Raw genomic sequence first — 16,109 nt, forward strand, 5'->3', positions numbered from 1 at the left:
CATTTATCCATGTCTATTTTAGCATTCCAAAAACCCGATAAGGTTATCATGCTCGAATCTGATGCTCAAAAGGGAACATTTGAATTTCGTCCGCTTGAGCCCGGTTTCGGTATTACCATCGGAAATGCGTTGCGTCGTATCCTTCTTTCGTCACTGGAAGGTTTCGCCATCACCTCTATCAAGATCGATGGAGTTGAGCACGAATTTGCTACCGTTCCGGGAGTAATGGAAGATGTGACAAACATTATCCTTAACCTGAAAAAGGTTCGTTTTAAACGTTGTGTGGATGATGTTGAGAACGAAAAAGTAAGCATTGTTGTTTCCGGTAAAAGTACGTTTACAGCTGGAGATATAGGACGCTATTTGACTGGTTTCGTAGTGCTCAACCCTGATTTATTGATCTGTAGAATTGATCCAAGTTATACAATGCAGATTGATCTCACTATCAATAAAGGTAGAGGGTATGTTCCGGCGGAAGAAAATAAAGTAGCAGGTTCTGAGGTAGATGTAATTCCTATTGATGCAATTTTTACTCCGATAGTAAATGTAAAATATGCTATCGAAAACTACCGTGTAGAGCAAAAAACCGACTATGAAAAACTTATTCTTGAAGTTTCAACAGACGGTTCAATTAATCCTAAAGATGCCCTTCGTGAATCTGCAAAAATTTTGATTCAACACTTTATGCTGTTTTCTGATGAGAAAATTTCTCTCGAATCAACAGAAGAAAGCGTGGATGAAGAATTTGATGAAGAAGCATTACGTATGCGTCAATTGTTGAAAACAAAAATGATTGATTTAGACCTTTCAGTTCGTGCTTTGAACTGCTTGAAGGCCGCTGATGTTGAAACATTGGGTCAATTGTGTTCTTTCAACCGTAATGATTTGCTGAAATTCCGCAATTTTGGTAAGAAGTCCTTGAATGAATTAGATGAAAAGCTTGAATCTTTACATCTTTCATTCGGTATGGATTTAACTAAGTATAAATTAGATAAAGAATAACAGAAATGAGACACAATAAGAAATTCAATCATTTAGGCCGTACGTCGTCGCACAGAAAAGCTATGTTGGCTAATATGGCTTGTTCACTGATTAAGCACAAACGTATTGCTACTACTACAGCAAAAGCAAAAGCACTCAGAGTTTATGTTGAACCTTTGTTGACTAAAGCAAAAGATGATAGCACACACTCTCGCAGAGTAGTTTTTAACTATCTGCAAAATAAAGAAGCAGTGACTGAATTGTTCCGTGAAGTTGCTCAAAAAATAGCAGACCGTCCAGGTGGTTATACACGTATCCTGAAAACAGGATTCCGTTTGGGTGATGCTGCAGAAATGTGCATTATCGAATTGGTTGATTACAATGAAAACATGTTGACAACCAAAGCTGCTAAGAAAACAACACGTACTCGTCGTGCAGGTAAAAAGGCAGCTGCTCCCGCAGTAGAAGCAGCTCCTGCAGCAGAAGTAAAAGAAGAGCCAGCGGCAGAATAATACGCTGATAAGCTACTAAAAACAATAGCCGTCTCGATTATTCGGGACGGCTATTGTTTTTTCTTGAAGATAGAGTTGGTTATTCAAAATAACCTTTCATAATCCCTCTTGGAGAGTTGCGAACGAATAGCAAGATTTCATCTCTTTCTTTTGTAGCTGGCATTTCTGCTTCGATATGTTCTATTGCCATGCTGGTATTCATCCGAGACAGATAGATGTAGCGATAGATCTCCTGAATATCTCTGATTTGCTCATTTGTGAAGCCTCTGCGGCGTAGACCAACAGAGTTAATACCACAATAAGAAATTGGCTCACGAGCTGCTTTTACAAAAGGAGGAATATCTTTGTTTACTTTGCTGCCACCCTGAATCATTACATGTGGTCCGACATGGGTAAACTGATGGATCATAGTTCCACCTCCGATTACTGCCCAGTCTCCCACTACAACTTCGCCTGCGAGCTGAGTTACATTTGACATGATAACGTTATTGCCAACCACACAATCGTGGGCTACGTGGCAGTAAGCCATAACAAGGCAATTGTCTCCAATGGAAGTGCTTCCTTTTGATGCTGTGCCTCTGTTGACAGTGACGCATTCCCGCAGGGTGGTGTTATCACCTATGATGGCTAACGTGTCTTCTCCTTTGAATTTGAGATCCTGAGGAACTGCACTGATTACAGCTCCGGGGAAAATTTTGCAATTTTTGCCAATACGAGCTCCTTCCATGATTGTAACATTTGAGCCAATGTGAGTACCTTCGCCAATCACAACATTTTTATCGATGGTTACAAACGGTTCAATTACTACATTGGAAGCAATTTTTGCTTCTGGATGGATGTATGCCAATGGTTGTTTCATAATTGCAGTAGTTTTGATGTATATAATCTTATTTATTCTTTGCTATTTGTGCCATAAACTCAGCCTCTGCTACGATTTTATCGCCAACAAAGGCATAGCCTTTCATGGTAGCGCAACCGCGTCTGATAGGACTAATTAATTCGAGTCTGAATATTACGGTATCGCCAGGTACTACTTTTTGTCTGAATTTGACATTGTCAATCTTCATAAAGTATGTAGAATATAACTCGGGCTTCTCAACCTGATGTAAGATAAGCAGGCCTCCTGTTTGTGCCATCGCTTCAACCAATAAAACGCCGGGCATTACAGGCTCATTGGGGAAATGCCCCATGAAAAAGGTCTCGTTGCTGGTCACATTCTTCAGTCCGATAACCACAGAATCTGTAATTTCCATCACTTTATCGACCATCAAAAACGGCCAGCGGTGAGGTAACATTTTCTTTATTTGGTTGATGTTAAGCACGGGCTCTTTGTTCGGGTCATACACAGGAGTTGGAACTTCCTGACGTTTGATTTCTTTGCGAATGACTTTTGCCAGTGCGGTGTTAATTTTATGACCCGGACGGGTTGCAATGACTTTGCCCTTGATAGGTTTTCCGATTAAAGCAAGATCGCCCATTACATCCAGTAATTTATGTCTGGCAGGCTCATTTTCAAACTGAAGAGGAGTGAGGTAGCCTAACTCATCCACTTTTTTATATGGATGGTTGAGTAAGTCGGCAATACGGTTTAATTCTGTTTGCTCAATAGGCTCGTCGTAAATTACCAAGGCATTTTCGAGATCACCGCCCTTTATCAGATTCATTTTGAGCAGTTGTTCCAGTTCGCGTACAAACACGAATGTTCTACAGGCTGCAATGTCTGTGGCGAAATCTTCCAGTTGATTAAGAACAGCATATTGATTGCTTAGGATAGGAGATTTGAAGCCAATCATTGTCTGAACGCTGAAATGATCATCGGGCAGAATTACGATTGAGGAGTTGGTAGCCGGGTCAGTATATTCAATTTTCTTTTTTACAACAAAAAAGTCTTTATCAGCATCTTGTTCAACGATACCAACCGAATTAATTTTTTCGACGAAAAGTTTGGCGCTGCCATCCAAAATCGGGAATTCAGGTGCGTTTACTTCCATCAGACAGTTGTCAATTCCAAAAGAAAAGAGAGCTGCCATGGCGTGTTCTATGGTGCTTACCTGAGCATCACCATTTGAAAGAACAGTGCCGCGTGTGGTTTGTGTTACATATTCAGCCAAAGCCGGAATTATAGGCTGACCTTCTAAATCTATCCGTTTTATTTTACACCCATGGTTTTCAGGGGCAGGAAAGAATGTGAGCTGAATGTCAACTCCTGTGTGAAGACCTTTCCCCTGAAGTGAAAAGGATCCTTTGAGCGATCTTTGTTTTGGCATTTTTGGTTTGTTAGTTAGTCTGCTTTGATTTGATTGCGTAATTGTTCTATTTCCTTTTGCAAATTATTGATCGTGTTTGCAAGTTCCGGTAGTTTTTTGAAATAGACATACGATTTACTGAATTGCATGTGAGGCATTGCCGGAGAACCCAATAGTACTGAATTTTCTTTGACATTGCCAGTAATACCTGCTTGTGCTGAAATTTTTACTCCCTTCTCGATATGAAGGTGCCCCGGAATTCCTACCTGACCGCCAAACATACAATTAGGACCAATTTTTGTTGAGCCTGCAATGCCGGTTTGGGCGGCAATGACAGTATTTGATCCAACTTCAACATTATGCGCAATCTGAATGAGATTATCGAGTTTTACTCCTTTATGAATAATTGTAGATCCCATGGTTGCTCTGTCAACGGTTGTGTTGGCACCTATTTCGACATCACTTTCCAACACAACATTTCCAATTTGCGGAATCTTGTTGTAACTGCCATCTTCTGTAGGTGCAAAGCCAAAACCATCGGCGCCAATAACGGCTCCAGAGTGGATTACACAACGATCACTAATTACGCAATCGGCATAAATTTTGGCGCCGGCATAAATGGTTACATCGTCTCCAATTTTTACGTTGTCACCAATGTAACTTTGCGGGTATATCTTCACACTTTTGCCCATTTTTACATTGTCACCAATGTAACTGAACGCTCCGATGTATGGATCAGCGCCAATCTCAGCAGATGCCGATACATATGATAACGGTTCAATCCCGCTTTTATTTTTCTTGAAGCTATCAACCAACTGAAGTAATGATGCTAACGATTGGTATGCATTTTCAACTTTAATGAGAGTGGCGGAAATAGGCTTTTCCGGTACAAAATCAGTGTTTACAAGAATGATAGAAGCTTTGCAGTCGTAGATGAAATGACTGTATTTAGGGTTAGATAAAAATGATAGTGTTCCGGGAATACTATCATCTATTTTTGAAAGATTATTTACTTTGACATCGCGATCTCCAATAATTTCTCCGTGTAAGAAATCGGCAATTTGTTGTGCAGAAAATTCCATTCGTCTATATTTTTGAGAGTGTTAGGACAAAATTCTAACGTTTTTTGTCCTTGTCTTAAGCTACAGCACATCTTTAATTAGATGCTGAACTTATACAATTCGTTGCATCACTAACTGAATTTTGTTCACTTTTTTGAGTAATACTTTCAACAGAGTAATGATGGCTCGCCCCATTTTAGAGGGGATTTTAACAATTAAGTTAAAATAAAGCGTGCAAAGATATGAACATTAATTGGAATGAGCTATATTTTTTCTATAAAATATATCAATAAGATATTGAAAATTAGTTGTATATGTCAATTGATTTAGTCCTGTGTAGGTTATGCCGTCTCTCCGTAATTGGCACGCAAACAGGACTTTGATATTTAATATAACTGAATTTTATTGTTGCGAAGGATTGCTGAAATAGTGATTGAGTCGTCAAAGAAGAAGAAATGGAGATACAGGTAGAGTTCTTAACGGAAAAATAGCTACTTTTGTAGGATAAAATATACACTTCCCTAACGCTATGGATAAGAAGCACTTTTCTCAATTTCTTGGTTTTATAAAAGGCAGTTTGATTCTGAAAAACGTGTTTTACGCAGCAACGATACTCGTTGCCTTATTGATGTTCGTCCTTTTTATGCTTCAATTCTACACTCACCATGGAGAGGCAGAGACCGTACCGAATTTGTGTGGTTTGAAACTGGAAGATGCAGCAAAGTTGCTGGATAATAGGGGAATGCAGTATCAGGTGATAGACTCGGTATATAAGCCGGACAAAGCTCCGGGTATGGTTATGGAGCAATCTCCTATTGGTGGATCTAAGATAAAATCGTATCGAAGTATTTACATAACGATTAATGCCAAAATGCCTCCGGGTGTTGCATTGCCCGATGTGCGCGATCTGTCTTTACGCCATGCACAATCGTTGTTGGAAAGCATGGGAATTAAAGTGATGGGAGTTGAATATGTGCCATCGGAATACAGCGATTTGGTGCGAGATATAAAATATAACGGTCAGACTTTGACTCCGGGGCAGAAGATACCGGCGGGCAGTGGTGTGATACTTGTGGTTGGACGAACATCTACGGATGAAGACGGAAATCAGTTGATGCCTGATGTGCAGTCACTGACATTGGAACAAGCTACCCGGTTGATAAATAGCCACATGCTTTCTATCGGGGCAACAAATTTTGATGTGGAACCAACAAATGAACAGGATAAGGCGAATTATATTGTATATAAGCAATCGCCGGCAGCTAATGACTCTGTTCCTTCCGGTAAAGCTATTACTCTTTGGTTGACAAAGGAAAAAGGTAAAGTTGCTACAGAGGATGTTTCGACACCTGCTCCTGCAAAAACAACTCCGGCAGTAGCTCCCAAAAAGGAAGAAAAAAAGAAAAAGAAGGAAGATATTGAAAAATTCTTCTGACAAATCTGAATGTCAATATCCCGGATTATGACCAATGATTTTGAAGTTGATCAAGACGAATTGGATGAACTGGACGAAACTCCGGGGCAAGAACTTTTTGAGCATTTTCGTTTTGTTGCAGATAAAGGTCAAACCTTAGTACGTATAGACAAATTTCTGGTTGACAGAATCCAGAATGTTTCCCGGAATCGCATTCAGGATGCAGCATCAGCCGGAGCAATTCTGGTCAATGGCACTGCGGTAAAATCGAACTACCGTGTCAAGCCCAATGACATTATTTCCATCATGATGACACACCCGCCACGTGATGTAGAAATAACTCCCGAAAATATTCCTCTAAATATTGTTTACGAAGATGATAGCCTGTTGGTTGTAAATAAACCTGCGGGCTTGGTTGTGCATCCGGGACACGGGAACTTTGATGGTACGTTGCTCAACGCCTTGGCCTATTACATGAAGGATAATCCTCGCTTCAATCCTAATGATCCACGGTTGGGACTGGTTCACCGGATCGATAAAGATACCTCCGGACTATTGGTGATTGCGAAGACCGAGGAGGCAAAAACGTTGCTGGGAGCACAGTTTTTTCATAAAACAACCAAACGACTTTATTGGGCTTTAGTGTGGGGAACTGTTGAGAATGACAACGGAACTATTGTCGGCCATGTTGGCAGGAGTATCAGGGATCGGCAAAAAATGGATGTATTCCCCGACGGTGAATATGGTAAGCACGCGGTTACTCATTATCGGGTGTTGGAACGCCTGGGTTATGTGACACTAGTGGAATGCAGGCTCGAAACGGGAAGGACACATCAGATTCGTGCCCATATGAAGTATATCGGACATCCTCTTTTTAACGATGAGCGATATGGAGGACATGAAATTTTGAAAGGGACCCAATTTGCAAAGTATAAACAATTTGTGAAGAACTGTTTTGAAGTATGCCCTCGACAGGCGCTTCATGCTAAAACGTTGGGCTTTGTACATCCGGTCACCAAGGAAGAGATGTATTTTGATAGTGACATACCCGAAGACATGCAACAAGTGTTGGAGAGATGGAGGGTATACATTGCAGGAAGAGATTCGCAGATTAATTAATTCAATCTTTTGATGCATTATTTTGGCACTATGAGAAACAAGCGAAAAATAATAAATGATCCTGTTTTCGGTTTTATTAATATACCGACCGAACTTCTGTATGATCTGATTCAGCACCCTTATTTACAACGATTATCCCGTATAAAACAGTTGGGAATGTCGTCGTTTGTTTATCCCGGGACGCAACATACCCGGTTTCAACATTCTTTAGGTGCAATGTACCTGATGGGCGAAGCAATAACTCAGTTGCGCCAGTTAGGTTATGAAATAAACAAGGAAGACTGTGAAGGTGCATTGGCTGCCATTTTGTTGCACGATATTGGGCATGCTCCTTTTTCGCATGTACTTGAAAATAGTTTAGTATCAGATATTTCGCATGAAGAAATCTCTTTGTTGATGATGCAGCAGATCAATAAAGAGGAAAACGGAAAACTTGATAATGCGTTGAAGATATTTCATGGCACGCATCCTCATGTGTTTTTGCATCAATTGGTTTCTGGTCAGTTAGATGTTGACAGGTTGGATTACCTGCGTCGCGACAGTTTTTATTCTGGTGTAACGGAAGGAACCATCGGCTCCGATCGGATCATCAAAATGATGGACTTGTACAAAGGGCGTTTGGTAGTACAGGAAAAAGGAATATATTCTATTGAAAAGTTCCTGATGGCCAGACGTTTGATGTATTGGCAGGTGTATCTGCACAAAACGTCTATTGCAGCCGAAAAACTGATGATTTATGCCCTGACAAGAGCAAAAGAACTTGCAATGGAAGGTCAGGAACTGTTTGCTTCTCCTTCGCTTCATTTCTTTTTGTATAACTCGATATCTAAGAAAGATTTCTTTCAACGTCCGGAAGTGCTAGAAAACTATGCTTTGTTGGATGATAGCGATATTCTGTCGGCCATGAAAGTTTGGATGAATCATTCGGATGTGGTTCTTTCTAATTTAAGTAGCGGTTTTATCAACAGGCGCTTGTTTAAGGTAAAAGTACTTGAGCAGCCGCTTTCCAGGCAAGAGTGTAATGAATTAAATGCTCAATATCAGGAGCATTTTGGCATTTCGGAACACGATGCGAATTATTTTTGGGCAGTAGAAGAGGTTGCTAATGAGGCCTACAGTCCGAATGAAGCAGGAATTCAGATAAAATATAATAATGGGGATGTGAAGGACATTACCGAAGCATCCGATATGTTTAACCTGCAGGTACTAAGCAAAGAGGTGAAAAAGTACTATCTCTGCTACTGGCCTGTTTATTAATTAGGAAAAATGAACGCATTTATAACCGGAACAACAGCGGGTTTTGGGAAAGCAATTGCATTGCGATTGGCTAAGTTGGGCTACAACGTGATAATTACCGGTCGGAGAAAAGAACGCCTCGACTCACTGGCCGAAACCCTGCGAAATGAATTTTCGGTGAATGTTTTGCCCCTTTGTTTCGACATTCGGGACAAGGAAGCCTGCCGCCAGGCGGTGGAAAGCCTGCCTGCTGAATGGCAAAAGATTGACATTCTTGTAAACAATGCCGGTTTGGCCTCGGGTTCGGCTCCTTTTAACGAATTCGACATCGAAGATTGGGACAAAATGGTAGATACCAACGTGAAGGGATTGCTTTACATCAGTCGTTATATTACCCCTTTGATGGTGGCTGCAAAATCAGGACATATCATCAACCTGTCGTCGATTGCCGGACGCGAAGTGTATCCTTCTGGCAACGTGTACTGCGCCACAAAACATGCCGTGAACGCAATTACTCAGGGTATGCGCATCGATATGCTGAAGCACAATATTAAGGTGAGTTCCATCTCTCCGGGTGCTGCCGAAACCGAATTTTCGCTGGTGCGTTTTCACGGCGATCAGGCGAAGGCCGATGCCGTTTATCAGGGTCTTACTCCGCTCAATGCCGAGGATATTGCCGATGCGGTGGAATACATCGTCACACGCCCGGCTCATGTCAATATCAACGATATTTTTATAACTCCTGCCCGTCAGGCAAATACCTACGTGTACAACCGGACTGACGAGTAAAAAACCGAGTCTCATTATGGTACAGCCATTAGTAATTCCGGAAAAAGAGAGGCGAGAAGTTGCGCGGCATTATCGTGAAATGCTGCGTGCAGTCGATAATATCCTAACACAAGAGGATATTAAATTGTCGCGTCAATGGATGTATCAGTCGATTGCAAAAATGCTGGAAAAGGGCGAAGTGATGCCCACGCGCCGTGTGATCAAGCACCTGAGGATGGCTCAGGTTTTGGTCAATGAATTCGGACTGGGACGTTCTGCTATTTTGGCTACGATATTGTATGATAGTTTGCTGGCAGGTTCCGAAACTCTCGAATCGATAGAAAAGCAGTTTGGCCCTTCGGTCTCTATTATCGTTCACGGCTTGTGTCGTGCTCAAGATTTGTATGAGCGTAACAGCGCCATCGAAACCGAAAATTTCCGCCAGTTGTTGCTCACCTTTGCCGAAGACATGCGGGTGATCCTTATCATGATTGCCGATCGTCTGGATACAATGCGGACGCTCCGCGATCATGCCGATGACGAAGTGAGGTTGAAGGTGGCACACGAAGCATCTAATCTCTATGCGCCGCTGGCTCACCGTATGGGGTTATATGCCATCAAAACCGAACTGGAAGACCTTTCGCTCAAATATTCGAATCCTCAGATATACAAGGAAATTGCCCATAAGCTCAACGAAACCAAGCGGTCGCGCGATCAATACATTGCGTCGTTTATCGAGCCGGTGAAGAAAAAGCTCGAAGATGCCGGTTTTAAGTTCGACATCAAAGGGAGAACCAAGTCGATTCACTCGATTTGGAACAAGATGAAAAAGCAGAACACTCCTTTCGAGAATATCTACGATTTGTTTGCGATTCGCATTATTCTTGATACTCCTGTTGAGAAAGAAAAGTCGGAGTGCTGGCAGGTCTATTCCATCGTGACGGACATGTATATGCCCAATCCCAAGCGTTTGCGCGATTGGCTTTCCATTCCCAAATCTAACGGCTATGAATCGTTGCATATCACGGTGATGGGCAATGAGGGCAAATGGGTGGAGGTGCAGATTCGTACCCGCCGCATGGACGAAATTGCCGAAAAAGGGGTGGCAGCTCATTGGAAATACAAAGGCATTAAAAGTGAATCGAGTGGTATGGACGAATGGTTGAAGAACCTGCGTACCATCCTCGAAAATCCCGAGATGAACTCCAAAGAGGTGATGGATAACTTCAAGCTCAACCTCTACGACGACGATGTGTTTGTGTTTACGCCCAACGGCGATCTTCATAAATTGAAAAAAGGAGCTACCGTGCTCGACTTTGCCTTCGCTATTCACTCGGGACTGGGGTGCCGCTGCGTGGGTGCCAAGGTAGGTGGACGGAATGTCCCGTTGAAATATGTTCTACTCAACGGTGATCAGGTGGAGATTCTTACTTCGGCCAATCAATCGCCCAAAAGAGACTGGTTGAATATTGCGGTCACTTCTAAAGCTCGTACCAAGATTAAGCAGTCGCTCAAGGAAGAAGAGAACAAAGCCGCCGATTTGGGTCGTGAGGCTTTGCAACGCCGCATGAAGAACCGCAAGATGGAATTTGACGAAGCACAGATCATGAAGCTGGCGCGTAAGCACGGATTTAAGTTCGTGTCCGAATTCTATCAGGCCATCTCTTATGAAAGGTTGGATGTAATTGATCTTTGTGAAGAACTTGTCGAACTTGACAAGCACGAAGAGACACCTGAACTGGCCGCATTGCGTAGTGTGGATAACTTTTCGAAGCAGACCGACCTCGAAAAAATCACTTCTGAGAACGATGTGCTGGTGATCGGCGACAATGTGAAGAATGTGCAGTATTCGCTTGCTAAATGCTGTAACCCTATTTATGGCGACAATGTATTCGGCTTTGTTTCGGTAACGGGAGGAATTAAAATTCACCGCGACGACTGCCCCAATGCTTCGCAGTTGAAGGAGAAGTTTGATTACCGCATTATCGATGTGAAATGGGCCGGCAAATCGGGTAAATTCGACCTTGCTACCCTGCGTATTGTTGGCAAAGACGATATCGGCATTGTAAGCAACATCACTTCGGTTATCTCCAAGGAAAACAGGGTGCAGATGCGCTCTATATCCGTCAATTCGCACGACGGTATGTTTGAGGGGACCATTACCGTGATGGTAAGCGACGTAGCTCAACTCTCCCAGTTGATAAAGAAACTGCAAGGTGTCAAAGGCGTGATCCGTGCAGAACGTCTTTAATTAAGGATATACAATACAATACTAAAAAAGAGCAGACTTTCGGGTCTGCTCTTTTCTGTTAATTATACCCCGGCTGCCGCACGAGTCCCCTCGTGTGGCCATACCCTGTCTTCCTCATTTTGCTGACCAGCTATTACTGTTTCGTCTTTGCTCCACCGTATGGTTTGACCACACGATACGCTGCGCTAATCGTGCGGCAGCGGGAGCATATCCTGATCTGATCCGAGATGAAAAAATAAGCCCTCATGCGGAAAGCATGAGGGCTTATTTTTTATTGCTTTACCAAATTATCTGCGATGATGTTTGGATTTGTGGCTTTTCCCTGCTTTTGCGATGTATTTCTTATAAGCAGAAGAATGAGACGATTTTGCGTATTGGTAATCGAAAGAGCTGGCCTTTCTGATTACATATATGTCGTTGATCGGCATATGATATGCAAAGTCAAATAATTTTTCAGGATTGATAGCGTTACCTAAGTAACGGGTTTCGAAGTGGAGGTGAGGTCCGGTAGAGTGACCGGTGCTACCGCCTAATCCAAGTACGTCACCAGCTTTAAGTGGTTGGTTTTCGTGAACGAGAACTTTTGATAAGTGACCGTATACAGTTTCCAGCCCATTGTCATGACGAATAACTACATAGTTTCCGTAACCGCCGGCTTCGTAACCTGTGATACGTACTTTGCCGTTGAAAGCGGCGTGGACAGGATCTCCTACATTAAGTTTGAGGTCGGTTCCGTAGTGGAAACGATACTTACGCATTCCGAAGTGCGATGTGATAAAGGTTGCAACCGGAGGAACGTATTGAGAAAGATTGATACGTACAGAATCGGGTAATTTTGCAATCGGAGTCATGTACGGGTTGATACGTCTGTTGGTCCAGGTTTCGTATACCCCGCTTGCAGGAACTTCCGTATCTTCTTCTGTAGCATACGGGTCTTCTTCCTGTTGCATTTTTTGCTGCATCAATGAATTGAGCGCGTTAATTTGACGTTGTACGTCATCGACTGCGGCTATTTCTTTATGATACACGTGCTTCGCTTTCGCTCGTTTCTTTGCAGAAACGCTTTCAGTTGCCAAACCGCACATAAATAGCCATACAAGGGTGAATAAGAATACTTTCTTCATTCTTGTTTGGTTTATAGGTTAGAGTAATTCGTCGGAAGTATACAACACAGGTGTTACTGCCAACTGATACGAAAAAATTTCTTCCGGGCTGAAAAAACGGTTAATTTCCGTTAGGGCTGATTCTTGTGAATCGGATGCATGAATAATATTCTCTAATCTACTCATGCTATAGTCTCCGCGAATAGTTCCCGGAGCGGCTTCCCGCCCATTGGTAACTCCGGTCATTTGCCGGACAACACGGATACTGTCTTTGCCCTCTACAATGCCAATTATAACCGGAGTTCTCTTCATCGATGCTGTGATGGAAGGGAAAAATGGTTTATCAGCTAAATGGGAGTAATGTTCTACCAGAATATCATCTGAAAGTTGCATCATTTTTAATCCGGTGAAGTAAAGTCCTTTTTTTTCAAATCTGCTTATTACTTCGCCAAGAATGCCTCTTTCTAATGCGCTGGGTTTTAGAATTATAAGTGTTCTCTCCATGGCTGATTAAGTGGCTATTGCACTAATTTCAGGTCAAAGTAACAAATTAAAATCGACAAATCCAAACTTTTAAAACTGAATTTAGCTGATTTTTTTCCAGTCGACGGCTTCTTTTTGTTTTTTTTGTAATTGTTTAGTGAGTATGAGGTGTTCGGGGTGTTGAAGTAACGGATCATGGTCAAGTATGTCGTTGGCTACGTTTCTGGCGAATTGCAACATTTGCGAATCATGAGCCAAATCAGCTATTCGCAGGTTGAATGGCAGCCCGCTTTGTTGGGTTCCTTCAATATCGCCGGGACCCCGCATTTTCAGGTCTGCTTCTGCAATTTCGAAACCGTCATTGGTGCGGGTCATTATTTCCATGCGTTTTTTTGTGTCTTTGCCTAATTCAAATGGCGTGAGCAAAACACAGTATGACTGATCGGCACCGCGGCCCACGCGTCCCCGTAACTGATGCAATTGCGACAATCCGAATCGTTGTGCACTTTCAATAATCATAACGGAAGCGTTGGGAACATTCACTCCCACTTCTATTACGGTTGTCGCAACCATGATTTGTGTGTCGCCGGAGGCAAATTTGCGCATAGCTTCATCTTTCTCTGCCGGCTTGAGTTTTCCGTGAACCATGCTAATCCGGTACTCGGGAAATGCTTCTTTTACCTGATCGAATCCTTCTGTCAGGTTTTGGAAATCAAGTTTTTCCGACTCTTCTATAAGAGGATATACGATGTAGATTTGTCGCCCTTCTTCAATTTCTTTGCGGATAAAACGATAAACAGAATTTCGCTTGTTCTCATAATAATGATATGTCTGTATCGGTTTTCGGCCGGGAGGAAGCTCGTCAATCACGGACACATCGAGATCCCCGTAGATTGTCATTGCCAGTGTGCGGGGGATGGGGGTGGCTGTCATAACCAGAATGTGAGGAGCCTGATCGTTTTTTGCCCACAGTTTGGCTCGCTGGGCAACGCCGAAGCGATGCTGCTCGTCAATTACAACCAGTCCGAGATTATTGAATTGTACATTATCTTCCAACAACGCATGTGTCCCGATGAGAATTTGTAATTCTCCGGACTGGAGTTGCTCGTGGAGTTGTACTCTATCTTTTTTCTTGGTAGATCCGGTAAGAAGCCCGACGTTTAAGGTCATCCCTGATAAAAATGCAGAAATGGTTTCGAAGTGCTGTGTGGCAAGTATTTCGGTTGGAGCCATTATGCAGGCCTGGAAACCATTGTCAATGGCTAAAAGCATTACCATGAGGGCAACCAGCGTTTTACCACTTCCAACATCACCCTGAAGTAAACGATTCATTTGCTTACCACTGCCAACGTCGGCGCGTATTTCGCGGATGACTTTTTTCTGGGCGTTGGTAAGTTCAAACGAGAGAAATTGCTTGTAAAATTGATTGAAATGTTCGCCGACATGAGCAAACCTGAATCCAACGGATTGTTGGTTGCGTAATTTGACGGTGCGTAGTAACGAGAGCTGAATGTAGAACAGTTCTTCAAATTTCAGGCGCTGACGGGCTTTTGATAGTTGTGTAGCGCTTGAGGGGAAATGGATGTTTACCAACGCTTCGTGCAGCGGCAGTAGCTTAAATTGCTTAACGAGGTATCCGGGCAATGTTTCGGGTACTCTTTCCTGTAAAGAAGAAATGAGGTTGAAAATGATTTTCTGAATTGCTTTGGAATTCAGAAAATTGGATTTCATTTTCTCTGTGGTGTTGTAAAATCCCTGAAGGACAATTTTTTCTTTTCCCGCCGTATCCGCTATTTTCTCAATTTCGGGATGCGCTATATTAATATGTCCGTTGAAGAGAGAGGGCTTCCCGAAAACAATATATTCTGTGTTGACTTTATATTGGTCTAAAACAAAACGAACACCTTTGAACCAAACCAGTTCTATGGTGCCGGTTCCGTCTGTGAATGATGCCGTCAGGCGTTGGGACGGGCCGGTTCCTATTGTTTCAAAACGGGTAATTTTGCCTTTTAACTGAATATATGCAGAGTCGCTCTGTAGTTCGCGTATTGTGTAGAACTTGCTTCGGTCAATGTATTTGTATGGAAAATAATAGAGCAGATCCTCAAAGGTAAGAATGCTGAGTTCTTTGTTTAGCATTTCTGCCCGTTTGGGACCAACTCCGGTTAAATACTTTAATTCATTCGATGCAAGATTAATCATTCCGTAAAATCTCTTCAGTTACGAAGTTAAGAAATTATCGACTCTCTTTCCGACAAAAGCACTTCGGCGATTTTTAGATCCGGAGGCGTGGTGACTTTGATGTTATCCCGGTTTCCTTCCACCAGATTTAGCTCAATTCCTAACGACTCGACAACGGTAGCGTCGTCCGTAAACCGTTCTTCATAGGTCTGGTTGTAGGCTATCTTCAGAATAGAAGACTGAAAGACCTGTGGTGTTTGTACGGTAAAATACTGATTTCGTTCGACTGCAAAATTGGTGTTGTTCTCGGTTTTTCTCAGACTGTCGACAATGGCATATACAGGAACAGCTGTGCCATAACGTTCTGCCGTGGAGAAACAGTTTTCAAGCGTTTGGCTATTTACCAGCGGGCGAACTCCATCATGGACTGCGATAATGCATTTTTCCTTGATGGCAACCAACCCATTTTTGACAGATGAAAAACGGGTTTCACCGCCCTGAACGATTTCGTGAGGAATAGCAAAGCTATGTTCGTTGCACAGTTCTTTCCATAGGCTAATCTGATTAGCAGGCAAAACAATAATTAGTTGGATGAGAGAATCGTAGTCGTAAAAGGCTTTGATAGTGTGCATTAAAAGAGGAATTCCTCTGAGTTGAATAAATTGCTTCGGAAGGTCGGAGTTCATCCTTTCACCTTTGCCTCCGGCAACAATAATGGCATAACGTTTCACTTTGATTTTGGATTATTTCTGGT

Annotated in this window: 14 protein-coding genes; 7 read left to right on the forward strand and 7 right to left on the reverse strand. The window is 42.5% G+C overall.

Annotation, left to right across the window (positions count from 1 at the left end; genetic code table 11):
• Nucleotides 1–9: 9 nt before the first annotated feature.
• Together F8N35_RS05320 and rplQ are read left to right on the forward strand one after the other, a co-directional pair.
• Nucleotides 10–1,002, forward strand: a complete 993-nt coding sequence (locus F8N35_RS05320; protein WP_068702533.1) for a DNA-directed RNA polymerase subunit alpha — start codon at nt 10–12, stop codon at nt 1,000–1,002.
• A gap of 5 nt (nt 1,003–1,007) precedes the next feature.
• Nucleotides 1,008–1,493 carry a 50S ribosomal protein L17 gene (gene rplQ / locus F8N35_RS05325; protein ID WP_293050297.1) on the forward strand — a complete coding sequence of 162 codons (486 nt, stop codon included), beginning with the start codon at nt 1,008–1,010 and terminating at the stop codon, nt 1,491–1,493.
• 79 nt (nt 1,494–1,572) lie between these two features.
• Here the strand turns inward: rplQ and lpxA are convergent, their stop codons facing one another.
• The 3 genes from lpxA to lpxD are packed head-to-tail and all read right to left on the reverse strand — an operon-like array spanning nt 1,573 to nt 4,821.
• Nucleotides 1,573–2,352 carry an acyl-ACP--UDP-N-acetylglucosamine O-acyltransferase gene (gene lpxA / locus F8N35_RS05330; RefSeq protein WP_293050298.1) on the reverse strand — a complete coding sequence of 260 codons (780 nt, stop codon included), beginning with the start codon at nt 2,350–2,352 and terminating at the stop codon, nt 1,573–1,575.
• A 28-nt stretch (nt 2,353–2,380) separates the two neighbouring features.
• Nucleotides 2,381–3,760 carry a bifunctional UDP-3-O-[3-hydroxymyristoyl] N-acetylglucosamine deacetylase/3-hydroxyacyl-ACP dehydratase gene (locus F8N35_RS05335; protein WP_293050299.1) on the reverse strand — a complete coding sequence of 460 codons (1,380 nt, stop codon included), beginning with the start codon at nt 3,758–3,760 and terminating at the stop codon, nt 2,381–2,383.
• Between the two features lie 14 nt (nt 3,761–3,774).
• Nucleotides 3,775–4,821 carry a UDP-3-O-(3-hydroxymyristoyl)glucosamine N-acyltransferase gene (gene lpxD / locus F8N35_RS05340; protein WP_293050300.1) on the reverse strand — a complete coding sequence of 349 codons (1,047 nt, stop codon included), beginning with the start codon at nt 4,819–4,821 and terminating at the stop codon, nt 3,775–3,777.
• Nucleotides 4,822–5,329: 508 nt separating this feature from the next.
• Here lpxD and F8N35_RS05345 point away from each other — a divergent pair.
• Genes F8N35_RS05345 through F8N35_RS05365 form a run of 5 tightly spaced genes read left to right on the forward strand, consistent with a single transcriptional unit; the run spans nt 5,330 to nt 11,588 of the window.
• Nucleotides 5,330–6,235: a PASTA domain-containing protein gene (locus F8N35_RS05345; RefSeq protein ID WP_293050301.1), complete on the forward strand. Its 906-nt coding sequence runs from the start codon at nt 5,330–5,332 to the stop codon at nt 6,233–6,235.
• 27 nt (nt 6,236–6,262) lie between these two features.
• Nucleotides 6,263–7,333, forward strand: coding sequence for an RluA family pseudouridine synthase (locus F8N35_RS05350; RefSeq protein ID WP_293050302.1), 1,071 nt, complete (start codon nt 6,263–6,265; stop codon nt 7,331–7,333).
• A 30-nt stretch (nt 7,334–7,363) separates the two neighbouring features.
• Nucleotides 7,364–8,590 carry an HD domain-containing protein gene (locus F8N35_RS05355; protein WP_293050303.1) on the forward strand — a complete coding sequence of 409 codons (1,227 nt, stop codon included), beginning with the start codon at nt 7,364–7,366 and terminating at the stop codon, nt 8,588–8,590.
• A 9-nt stretch (nt 8,591–8,599) separates the two neighbouring features.
• A complete protein-coding gene (locus F8N35_RS05360) occupies nt 8,600–9,358 on the forward strand; it encodes an SDR family NAD(P)-dependent oxidoreductase (protein WP_293050304.1) in 759 nt (252 codons plus the stop codon).
• Nucleotides 9,359–9,374: 16 nt separating this feature from the next.
• A complete protein-coding gene (locus F8N35_RS05365) occupies nt 9,375–11,588 on the forward strand; it encodes a RelA/SpoT family protein (RefSeq protein WP_293050305.1) in 2,214 nt (737 codons plus the stop codon).
• Nucleotides 11,589–11,875: 287 nt separating this feature from the next.
• Here F8N35_RS05365 and F8N35_RS05370 read toward each other — a convergent pair whose 3' ends face one another.
• The 4 genes from F8N35_RS05370 to F8N35_RS05385 form a co-directional block, all read right to left on the reverse strand.
• Nucleotides 11,876–12,712, reverse strand: a complete 837-nt coding sequence (locus tag F8N35_RS05370; RefSeq protein WP_293050306.1) for a M23 family metallopeptidase — start codon at nt 12,710–12,712, stop codon at nt 11,876–11,878.
• Nucleotides 12,713–12,730: 18 nt separating this feature from the next.
• On the reverse strand, nt 12,731–13,195 hold the full coding sequence (ndk, locus tag F8N35_RS05375; protein WP_293050307.1) for a nucleoside-diphosphate kinase: 465 nt from the start codon (nt 13,193–13,195) through the stop codon (nt 12,731–12,733).
• A gap of 81 nt (nt 13,196–13,276) precedes the next feature.
• Nucleotides 13,277–15,376, reverse strand: coding sequence for an ATP-dependent DNA helicase RecG (gene recG / locus F8N35_RS05380; RefSeq protein WP_293050308.1), 2,100 nt, complete (start codon nt 15,374–15,376; stop codon nt 13,277–13,279).
• Between the two features lie 26 nt (nt 15,377–15,402).
• On the reverse strand, nt 15,403–16,086 hold the full coding sequence (locus F8N35_RS05385) for a 2-C-methyl-D-erythritol 4-phosphate cytidylyltransferase (RefSeq protein ID WP_293050309.1): 684 nt from the start codon (nt 16,084–16,086) through the stop codon (nt 15,403–15,405).
• Nucleotides 16,087–16,109 lie beyond the last annotated feature (23 nt).

This window comes from Paludibacter sp. (assembly GCF_009712605.1).
In the GTDB taxonomy this organism is placed as follows: domain Bacteria; phylum Bacteroidota; class Bacteroidia; order Bacteroidales; family Paludibacteraceae; genus Microbacter.